We start from the raw sequence: 9437 nt of genomic DNA, 5'->3' as shown, positions 1-9437 counted from the left end.
TCGGCGAGTGCAACGATTTCGACGCTGCCGTCATCGAGCGTGCGGTTCGACAGCACGACCGCGTCGGCGCCGAGTGCCTCGCGCACGAGACGAAGTGCGTCGCGGCTCGTTGCGCCGGTGAATTTGCGAATGTTCAAGCGGAACCCCCGATGACGTTAACGACTTTGATCGTGCGTGTGTCCGGCACTTCGGCATACGACAGCACTTTCAATTGCGGCAGGCTGCGGCGCAGGAAACGCGCGAGCATCGCGCGCAGCGCGTGCTGCACGAGCAGCACGGGCGGCAGCCCGAGATTCTGTTGACGCAGCATCGCCTGCTGCGTGCCGGTCAGAAGGTTGTGCGCGAGGCCGGGCTCGAGGCCCGGGTTCGCGCCGGTGGCGAGCGCCTGCGACAGCACGCGCTCGAGATTCGAGTCGAGGCCCATCACCTGCATCTCGCCCGCGCCCGGATACCACTGCTGCGTGATCGCGCGGCCGAGCGCGAGCCGCACCGCGGCCGTGATCTCGAACGCGTCGCCGCGGCCCGCGTGTTCGGACACGGCTTCGAGGATCGTGCGCATGTCGCGGATCGGCACGCCTTCCTCGAGCAGGTTCTGCAGCACCTTCTGCAGCGTCGTCAGCGAGATCGTCTTCGGCACGAGGTCCTCGACGAGCGACGGCGCGTCCTTGCCGGTGCGCTCGACGAGCGCCTGCACTTCCTGGCGGCCGAGCAGCTCGGCCGCGTGCTGGACGACCAGATGGTTCAGGTGCGTCGCGACGACCGTGCTCGCGTCGACCACCGTGTAGCCGTACACCTGCGCCTGTTCGCGCATCGCGACGTCGATCCACACGGCCGGCAGCCCGAACGCCGGGTCCTGCGTGACGGCGCCCGGCAGCGCGGCCGTCACCTGGCCGGGGTTGATCGCGAGCCACTGGCCCGGGAACACTTCGCCGACGCCGATCTCGACGCCCTTCAGCGCGATCCGGTATGCGTTCGGCCGCAGTTCGAGGTTGTCGCGGATATGGATCACCGGCGGCAGGAAGCCGATTTCCTGCGCGAATTTCTTGCGGATGCTCTTGATGCGCTTGAGCAGCTCGCCGTCGCTGTTCTTGTCGACGAGCGGAATCAGCCGGTAGCCGACTTCCAGCCCGAGCGGATCGATCAGCTGCACGTCGTCCCAGGTCGCCTCGTGGCTGTCCGACGGCAGCACGGCGGGCGGCGCGATGTCGGTCACGTCGCCGGCTGCCTTGCGGGCCGCCGCGCGCTTGGTCTGCGTGCGGGCCAGCCAGATCGCGCCGCCGCCGAGTGCGAGGAACGCGAAGTGCGGCATGCCGGGGATCAGCCCCATCAACACGATGATCGCGCCGGTGATGTTCAGCACGCGCGGGTTCGTGAACAGCTGGCCGGTGATCTGGGTGCCGATGTCTTCGTCGGTCGCGACGCGCGACACGATCACGCCGGCCGCGGTCGAGATCACGAGCGACGGGATCTGCGCGACGAGGCCGTCGCCGATCGTCAGCAGCGTGTAGTTCGTGCCGGCCGCGGCGAACGTCATGTCGTGCTGGACCATCCCGACGATCAGCCCGCCGATCACGTTGATCGCCATGATGATCAGGCCGGCGATCGCGTCGCCGCGCACGAACTTCGAAGCGCCGTCCATCGACCCGTAGAACTCGGCTTCCTGCGACACGGCCTGGCGGCGCTTGCGCGCCTGCTCTTCGTTGATGAGGCCCGCGTTCAGGTCGGCGTCGATCGCCATCTGCTTGCCGGGCATCGCGTCGAGCGTGAAGCGCGCGGACACTTCGGCGATCCGCCCCGCGCCCTTCGTGATCACCATGAAGTTGATGATCATCAGGATCACGAACACGACGATACCGACCGCGAAGTTGCCGCCGACGAGAAAGTGGCCGAACGCCTCGATCACCTGGCCGGCCGCGTCGGGGCCCGTGTGGCCTTCGAGCAGCACGACGCGCGTCGACGCGACGTTCAGCGACAGGCGCAACAGCGTGGAAAACAGCAGCACGCTCGGGAACGCCGCGAAGTCGAGCGGCTTCATCGTGTACATGCTGACGAGCAGCACCATCACGGACAGCGCGATGTTGAACGTGAACAGCAGATCCAGCAGCATCGGCGGCAGCGGCAGGATCATCATCCCCAAAATCATGCAGATGAGGATCGGGCCCGCGAGCGCGCGCAGGTTGGTCCCCGCGAGCAGGTTCGGGCGCTTCGCGAACAGGCTGGTCGGGGTGCTCATGCCGTACCCGCCTTACCGAGGCTGTCTTCCTGCTCCTCGCGCTCGTCGTCGGCGGACACCGACGCGACCTTGTCGAGGTCGGCCGGCACATCCAGATCGACCGGCACCGCCGGGAACGCACCGCCTTCCGAACGGAAGCGCTTGAGCTGGTAGACCCACGCGAGCACTTCGGCGACGGCCGAGTACAGCGAGCCGGGAATCTCGCGCTCGAGTTCGACGTTGTGATACAGCGCACGCGCGAGCGGCGGCGCTTCGAGCAGCGGCACGTTGTGTTCGGCCGCGAGTTCGCGGATGCGCGCGGCGACGAGGTTCACGCCCTTCGCGACGACCTTCGGCGCGCGCATCTCGCCGTCCGTGTATTGCAGCGCGACGGCGAAGTGCGTCGGGTTCGTGACGACCACGTCGGCCTTCGGCACGGCCGCCATCATCCGGCGGCGCGCGATCGCGCGCTGCTGCTGGCGGATCCGCCCCTTCACGTGCGGATCGCCTTCGTTCTCGCGATGCTCGCGCTTCACTTCTTCCTTCGTCATGCGCAACTTCTTGTTGTACTGCCAGAGTTGGTAAGGCACATCGAGCGCGGCGACCACCAGCATCCCGGCGACCGTCGTGCCGCAGCACACGGCGACCAGGTGCAGCGCATCGGGCAGCGCGACGCCGAGCGGCTGGGTCGCGAGACCAAGCAACTCGTCCTTGCTGCGCCAGATCGCGATGCCGCCGATCCCGCCGACGACCAGCGTCTTCGCGAGCGACATCCCGAGCTGGATCGGCCCCTGGATCGAGAAGATCCGGCCGAGGCCCGAAATCGGGTTCAGCCGGTCGAACTTCAGCTCGAACGTCTTCTGCGAGATCAGCCAGCCGCCGAGCGCCATCGGCGCGAGCAGCGCGGCAAGGCCGGTGAGCGCGAGGAGCGGCAGCAGCGCGGCGAAGCCTTCGAGGCTCGCGCTGCCGGCCGCCGACAGCATCCGGTTGGTGTCGAACGCGGTCGCGCGATCGAACGTGAACGCGCCGCGCAGCATCGCCTGCAGATGCCCGCCCGACGGGCCTGCGAGCAGCCACGCGCCGTAGAACCCGGCCGCGAGCAGCGCGAACGAAGCCAGTTCGCGCGAACGCGCGACCTGCCCCTCCTCGCGCGCCTTCTCGCGGCGCCTGGGAGTGGCGGCTTCGGTCTTGTCGAGATCGCTCTCGTCTGCCACGGGGCCTCCAGTCGGGTACGGCGGAATGCCGCTTTCCAGTGACACCGATTATTCATGGAGGCGTCAAACGCCGATCGGTCGAGCAAAGCCGGGAAAGGGGGGTATTTCGAAGAATCGGGCGAGCCGGTGCGAACGGGGCTCGACAGGGGGACGGAACGGTGTGCGGCGCGGCGGAACAACGTGCCGGCCGGCGCAATGACGGGGCTGGGCTCCGGACGGAGCGGCGACCGCGCGAAGCGAGGAAAAGGGGCGGAAAGCGTGAAGCAGCGTAACGACGCCGCGAGTGCGACGCGAAATCAGGCCCCGACGCGACGGCGTCGCGCGTCGGGGCAGGCGTCGGTCAGGCCACCGGAATCGGATCCGCGCCGAAGCGGTTCGGACCTTCGGTGCCGCGCGAGCACGTCCACACGAGCAGCAGGATGCTGCCGACGATCGGAATCAGCGCGATCAGCAGGAACCAGCCCGAGCGGCCCGTATCGTGCAGGCGGCGGACGCTGACCGCGATGCCCGGAATGATCAGCGCCAGCGAAACCAGGGAGAGCACGCCGAGCAGCAGCAGCGTGATCAGGCCCGCGTGACGGCCCGCCACGCCGATGACCTGGGCGGCGATCGAAAGAATGAAGCTCAGCAGCACGAAATACCAGTATTCGGCACGACGCGCACGGCCTTCGAATGTCGCGTATTTATTGAGTACGGAACGAACGGCTTCTGAAAAATTCATTTTATTACCCTCCTGTTTTATATTGGCACCTCGGAAACAACGCCGGCATTATATGTTTGAATTTCGACGTGCTCCATCTCTTTTCGCATGCTGGCCGGCGCGCCCGCCCGCTCACCCGGCCTGCCGATACAACGCGAGAACGGCCGCAATAGCGTAACGCCGCGCCGCAGGCTTGCATGCCGCGTCATTTTAATAATCTTGAAAACGTGACGGAAATTACAGCTCGAGATAATCCAGAATTTGATTACAACCAAATGAAATCGAGCGCGTTCGATAATCGGCGCGAAGGTGCCGCATTCGATTAACCGGCCGGCATGACGCAGGCGTGCAAAGCGCGCTACCCTTCGCCAATCCCGATTCCGGTCGAACCGCACCATGCGCCGTCATCCGCTCGTCCCGTCGCTGTCGCTCGCCTGCGCGCTGGCCGCCGGCTGCGCGCATACGCCGGCCCTGCCGCCCGGTGCGCAGGCGCCTGACGCGCCGCACCCCGGCACGATCGCCCTGCACCACGCGTGGAACGGGTCGACGCAAACCCTGCGCGCACAGGATTTCCCCGCCAGCTTCGTGTTCCGCTGCGCAGACGCGCGCGGCGAACCGGCGGAACGCGCCCGCGCGGCCTGGTGCGTGCCGGTCGTCGAGATCGAATCGGTGTCGGTCGATGGCGCCGGGCACCTGGCCGCGCCGGCCGATGCCGTCCAGATCGAGAGCACCACGTACGGGCCACGCCACCGCTTCCTCGACCACACGCGCCTGATGCGCAACGGCCGGCCACCGGTCTAGCGCCCGTTCGCGCCGGTCACGGGCCCGCGCCCTGGCCCGCCGCCGCACGCTGCAGCGCGCCGAGATCGAGCTTCTTCATCGTCATCACCTGCGCCATCACGCGCTCCGCGCGCGCCGGATCGCCCGTCATCAGTTCGGCCATCTGCACCGGCACGACCTGCCACGACACGCCGAACCGGTCGCGCAACCAGCCGCACTGCTGCGCGCGCTCGTCGCCGCCTTCGGACAGGCGCGCCCAGTAGCGGTCGATTTCGGCCTGGTCCCGGCAGTTGACGACGAACGACACGGCCGGCGTGATCTGGAATACCGGGCCGCCGTTCAGCGCGACGAACGCCAGCCCGTCGAGCTCGAACACGACGGTCATCACCGCGCCCTCCGCGCTGCCGGCTACGTGTGCGCCGGCCTTGCCGTAGCGCGCGACGTGCACGATGCGCGCGTTGTCGAACACCGACACATAGAAGCCGGCCGCCGCCTCGGCGTCGCGGTCGAACCACAGGAATGGCGTGATGCGTTGTATGCGCGGGTTCATGGCGCTGCCTCCTCGATATCGTGCCGGACGAGTGCCGGTATTACATCGTAGGCGCTGGGCCCGCGCGCGGCGGCGATCCGGTCCGACCCGTCGTGCCGCGCGCGGCCGCCGGATAAAAAAAGGGGGCGATCGCTCGCCCCCTGCTTCCGTGTCCGGCCGTACCGCGTCAGAACGCGACGAAAGGCTGCGCACCGCCGCTCGCCGTCTTGTCCATCCCGAAGAAGATCGTCCGGTTGTAGAAGTACGGCATGCCGATGTCGAGCCAGCTGGACGAACCGAACGGGCCCGCGATGTCGTCGAATGCGAACGTCGACGGGTTCGAGAACAGCGCATCCGCGTTCGCGACGGACATCGACACGGTGGCGGCCACACCGTTCTGGCCACTCAGCGTCGCCGAGTAGCTGGCCGGCGGCGATGCCGGGCAGTAGAACTGCGTGTTCTTCGGGCAGGTCGTCGACGTGTTCGTCAAATCGTTGAAGAAATACGCGTTCGAACCCGTATCGAAGAACGCAGTCACGTTGCGCCCCTGGAACGTTGCGCTGACATCGCCCGTCGTGGTCGACGTCATCACGGTCTTCCCGGTCAGGTCGGGCAGGCCGAACGTCAGCGTCCCGGTTGCGCTGCCCTGCCCGCTATCCGAGATGCTCGGCATCGTCACGCTCACCCCGCTGCTGTCGGCGAAACGATGAACCGGGTTGGCCACCTGCTGCGCAATCGGCACGAGCGCGACCGTGCAGTTCGCGTTGTTGCCGTTCGGGCACGCGTAGTAGTTGTTGTTCGTCGACGTCGACGTCGCGCAGGTCGTGCCGCAGTCGACCGGCGCCGGCCCGATGCCGAGGATCCCGTTCGCGCCGAGCGCGCTCGCCGAGTTGGCCGACGCACCGCCGTTCGTGCACGAGCTCGGCACGTTCGTCGTGCCGAGGTCGCCGATGATCTGCACGGGTAGCGAGCTCGCCTGCTCGGAACCGATCGACAGGTCGACCGTGCGCACCGACCCCCACGTATAGCTCGACACGAACTTGCCGCACTCGGCGACCGGCGCGCCGCCGCTCGTCACTTGCGGGAAGCTGGCGAGCACGCCCGACACCGCGCTGCCGACGAGCCGCAGCCCGTAGGACGCGGTATCGACGAGCACGTTGTTGACCACCTGGCAGTTCGACGTGCCCGGCGCGCAGACCTTCACGCTGACGGTCGGGATGTTGATCACGTTCGCAACGCCGGCGTTGACGGTGATGACCGCCTTGTTCCCGGAATTGCCGTCCGAGCCGCCCGAACCGTTGTTGCCGTTGTTGCCCGAGTTGCTGCCGCCGCCGTCGCCGCCGCCGCATGCCGTCACGAGTACGGCCGTTGCCGCCGCGAGGCCCAGCACGCCGAGCCAGCGCTTGAATGTACGAGGAATGCTCAAGATCGCTCTCCCGCTGTCACTGGATATCGGTGCCGGCCAGGCCGGCAGGCAGCGCCGCCGGCAGCCACGCCTGGCCCGAGAAGGCGCCCATGTGGCCGCCCGTCCGGATCACGAGGCCGCTCGTATTGACGGACACGGGCGCGCGCCAGCCGCGCGCCTGGTGCGCCGCCTGGACGCCAGCGGTGTACTCCGGGAAATAGCTGCCGAGCAGCGACGCGAGATCCGGCATCGTCGGCCCTCGCCACGCGAGGCCGAACACGCTGCCGGCGGCCGACGTGTATTCGTGGATGACGGTGCCCGATCCGAGCGTGATCTCGCGGACGGTATAGGTGGCCGTGCTCGTCTGCACGCCGTCTGCCGGACGCATCGCGCGCTGCAATGCGCGCACGGTTGCGGCCTGATCGTCCGCCGGCGGCGACATCGGCGCGCCGCCCAGTTCCGCGTGTGCGTGGACGCTCCACAGCACACCCATTGCAGCCGCCGCGTGCGCGACGGCCCAGCCCAAGCGTTTCAGCTTCACGTTCCCCCCCAAGGGACTGGCTTCGTTGCCGACGGTGCGGCCATCGGGCCCGCGCCGCCTCCCAACATATGAAATCGTACGAATGACGCTACGTTGCTGCTGACGCGTAGTATGCCTGCTGAGTGTGTCGAAGTGTCAATTTGACACAGGATCGCCGGGCCGCACATGTGCGGCGGATGGGGGGAAACGATAGGGTGGCGCGGTGACGCGCGCATCGGGCGCCCTCGCGAAACATGGCGCGCCGATGCATGCGGCAGAGTCAGAAGCCCAGGCTGGCGAGCAGGTCGTCGACCTGCCCCTGGTCCTGGACCACGTCGGATTTGCCTTCCGGCGCGATCTGCGGGCCGTTCAGCAGCGACTCGGGGCTGCCGGTCGAGCTCATCTGCACGGCCGCGAGCGCGGCCGCGGTGGCCGCGAACTGCTCGCGCCGCTCGGGCGCGATGTTCTCGACGAGCACGGTGAGGAGCTGCTGCTCGATCAGGTAGACCATGTCCATGATCTTCTTGATCACCTGCCCGGTCAGGTCCTGGAAATCCTGCGCGAGCATGATCTCGAGCAGTTGCGCGCTGGTCGCCGACGTCGATTCCGGCAGCGTGCGCAGGAACGTGCGCGTATCGTCCATCAGCTCGCGCACTTCCGCGTGCTCGATCGGCGCCGCATACCACTGCGCCCAACGCGTATCGAGTGCCTCGGCCTCGTTCTGGATGCGCTCCTGCATCGGCTTCGCGACCTCGATCGCATTCAGCACGCGCACGGCGGCCTGCTCGGTCATCGTCGCGACGTAGCGCAGCCGGTCGCGTGCATCGGGCACGGCTTCCGCCGCACGCTCGACATGCTTGTCGAGCCCGAGCTCGCGCATCGAGTCGCGCAGCGTGCGCGTGACATGGCCGATGCGCGCGAGGATGCGGTCGCTCGCGAAATCGGCGCCTTCGGCCTGGCCGTCGGCGCTGAACCCGGCGCCGGTCAGTGCGGCATGGATCGGCTCGTTCACGTCAGCTCCCGGCCTTCGCCATCTTGTCGATGATCTTGTTCAGCTTCTCGTCGAGCGTCGCGGCCGTGAACGGTTTCACGACGTAGCCGCTCGCGCCGGCTTGCGCGGCCGCGATGATGTTCTCCTTCTTCGACTCGGCCGTGACCATCAGCACCGGCAGGTGCGTGAGCGTCGCGTCCGCGCGGATTTCCTTCAGCATCGCGAGGCCGTCGAGGTTCGGCATGTTCCAGTCCGAGATCACGAAGTCGTAGCCGCCGCCGCGCAGCCGCGCAAGGCCGGCGAGACCGTCCTCGGCTTCGTCGACGTTCGAGTAGCCCAGTTCCTTGAGCAGGTTGCGGACGATCCGGCGCATCGTCGGGAAATCGTCCACCACCAGGATTTTCATGCTCTTGTCCATCGTCGTTCCTTTCCAGATTCGTTTCCGTCGGGACGCGTATCGTGGCACGCGCCCCGTGACATTCCATTCAAACGCGCTGCACGCGGTCGCCCATCGTCGCCAGGCGCGCCATCACGCGGCGGCTCATCTCGGCGAGCGGCACGATCTCGTCCGCGCCGCCGAGCGCGATCGCCTCGCGCGGCATCCCGAACACGATGCAGCTTGCTTCATCCTGCGCGAACGTGTGAGCGCCCGCGCGTTTCATTTCCAGCAGGCCGGCCGCGCCGTCGCGGCCCATCCCGGTCAGGATCACCCCGATCGCGTTCTTGCCCGCGTGGGTCGCCGCCGAGCGGAACAGCACGTCGACCGACGGACGGTGCCGGTTCACCGGCGGCTCGTCCGACAGTTGCGCAATATAGTTCGCCCCGCTTCTCGCGAGCAACAGGTGCGCGTGGCCCGGCGCGATATACGCGTGGCCCGGCAGCACGCGCTCGCCGTGCTCGGCTTCCTTCACCGCGATCCGGCACAGGCCGTTCAGCCGCTGCGCGAACGATTTCGTGAAGCCCGGCGGCATGTGCTGCGCGATCAGCACGGCCGGCGCATCCGGCGGCAGCGGCGTCAGCACTTCGCGGATCGCCTCGGTGCCGCCCGTCGATGCGCCGATGATGATCAGCTTCTCGGTACTGACG

At 67.7% G+C, this 9437-nt stretch carries 11 protein-coding genes; 1 reads left to right on the top strand and 10 read right to left on the bottom strand.

Features of this window, described 5'->3' with window-relative positions:
- Positions 1-133: 133 nt before the first annotated feature.
- The 4 genes from flhA to JYJ84_RS20465 all read right to left on the bottom strand — a co-directional run bounded on the left by flhA (position 134) and on the right by JYJ84_RS20465 (position 4524).
- The gene (gene flhA, locus JYJ84_RS20480) at positions 134-2233 is read right to left on the bottom strand and encodes a flagellar biosynthesis protein FlhA (RefSeq protein ID WP_122944139.1); all 2100 of its coding nucleotides are present in this window, start codon (positions 2231-2233) and stop codon (positions 134-136) included.
- On the bottom strand, positions 2230-3426 hold the full coding sequence (gene flhB / locus JYJ84_RS20475) for a flagellar biosynthesis protein FlhB (protein ID WP_175222293.1): 1197 nt from the start codon (positions 3424-3426) through the stop codon (positions 2230-2232). Before flhB ends, flhA begins: the two co-directional genes overlap by 4 nt.
- Positions 3427-3766: 340 nt before the next feature.
- A complete protein-coding gene (locus JYJ84_RS20470; protein ID WP_174963532.1) occupies positions 3767-4147 on the bottom strand; it encodes a DUF805 domain-containing protein in 381 nt (126 codons plus the stop codon).
- A gap of 17 nt (positions 4148-4164) precedes the next feature.
- The gene (locus JYJ84_RS20465; protein WP_175222292.1) at positions 4165-4524 is read right to left on the bottom strand and encodes a hypothetical protein; all 360 of its coding nucleotides are present in this window, start codon (positions 4522-4524) and stop codon (positions 4165-4167) included.
- Here JYJ84_RS20465 and JYJ84_RS20460 point away from each other — a divergent pair.
- Positions 4523-4927: a hypothetical protein gene (locus JYJ84_RS20460; RefSeq protein WP_175222291.1), complete on the top strand. Its 405-nt coding sequence runs from the start codon at positions 4523-4525 to the stop codon at positions 4925-4927. The genes JYJ84_RS20465 and JYJ84_RS20460 overlap by 2 nt on opposite strands.
- A gap of 16 nt (positions 4928-4943) precedes the next feature.
- On the opposite strand, the gene JYJ84_RS20455 is transcribed toward JYJ84_RS20460, so the two are convergent.
- The 6 genes from JYJ84_RS20455 to JYJ84_RS20430 all read right to left on the bottom strand — a co-directional run.
- On the bottom strand, positions 4944-5456 hold the full coding sequence (locus tag JYJ84_RS20455) for a VOC family protein (protein ID WP_122944135.1): 513 nt from the start codon (positions 5454-5456) through the stop codon (positions 4944-4946).
- Positions 5457-5622: 166 nt separating this feature from the next.
- The gene (locus JYJ84_RS20450) at positions 5623-6861 is read right to left on the bottom strand and encodes a DUF3443 family protein (RefSeq protein WP_122944134.1); all 1239 of its coding nucleotides are present in this window, start codon (positions 6859-6861) and stop codon (positions 5623-5625) included.
- Positions 6862-6877: 16 nt separating this feature from the next.
- Positions 6878-7381 carry a DUF2844 domain-containing protein gene (locus JYJ84_RS20445; RefSeq protein WP_175222290.1) on the bottom strand — a complete coding sequence of 168 codons (504 nt, stop codon included), beginning with the start codon at positions 7379-7381 and terminating at the stop codon, positions 6878-6880.
- Positions 7382-7640: 259 nt separating this feature from the next.
- Positions 7641-8372, bottom strand: coding sequence for a protein phosphatase CheZ (cheZ, locus tag JYJ84_RS20440; RefSeq protein WP_122944132.1), 732 nt, complete (start codon positions 8370-8372; stop codon positions 7641-7643).
- 1 nt (position 8373) lies between these two features.
- Positions 8374-8769, bottom strand: coding sequence for a chemotaxis response regulator CheY (cheY, locus tag JYJ84_RS20435; protein WP_006485893.1), 396 nt, complete (start codon positions 8767-8769; stop codon positions 8374-8376).
- Between the two features lie 67 nt (positions 8770-8836).
- Positions 8837-9437, bottom strand: a 601-nt coding sequence (locus JYJ84_RS20430) for a chemotaxis protein CheB (RefSeq protein ID WP_275890731.1), incomplete at its 5' end; no start/stop codon positions are given.

The sequence above is a fragment of the Burkholderia sp. LMG 13014 genome, assembly GCF_905232215.1.
In the GTDB taxonomy this organism is placed as follows: Bacteria; Pseudomonadota; Gammaproteobacteria; order Burkholderiales; family Burkholderiaceae; genus Burkholderia.
The sequence above is the reverse complement of the archived record's forward strand: the minus strand, read 5'-3'. Positions and strand labels throughout refer to the sequence as shown.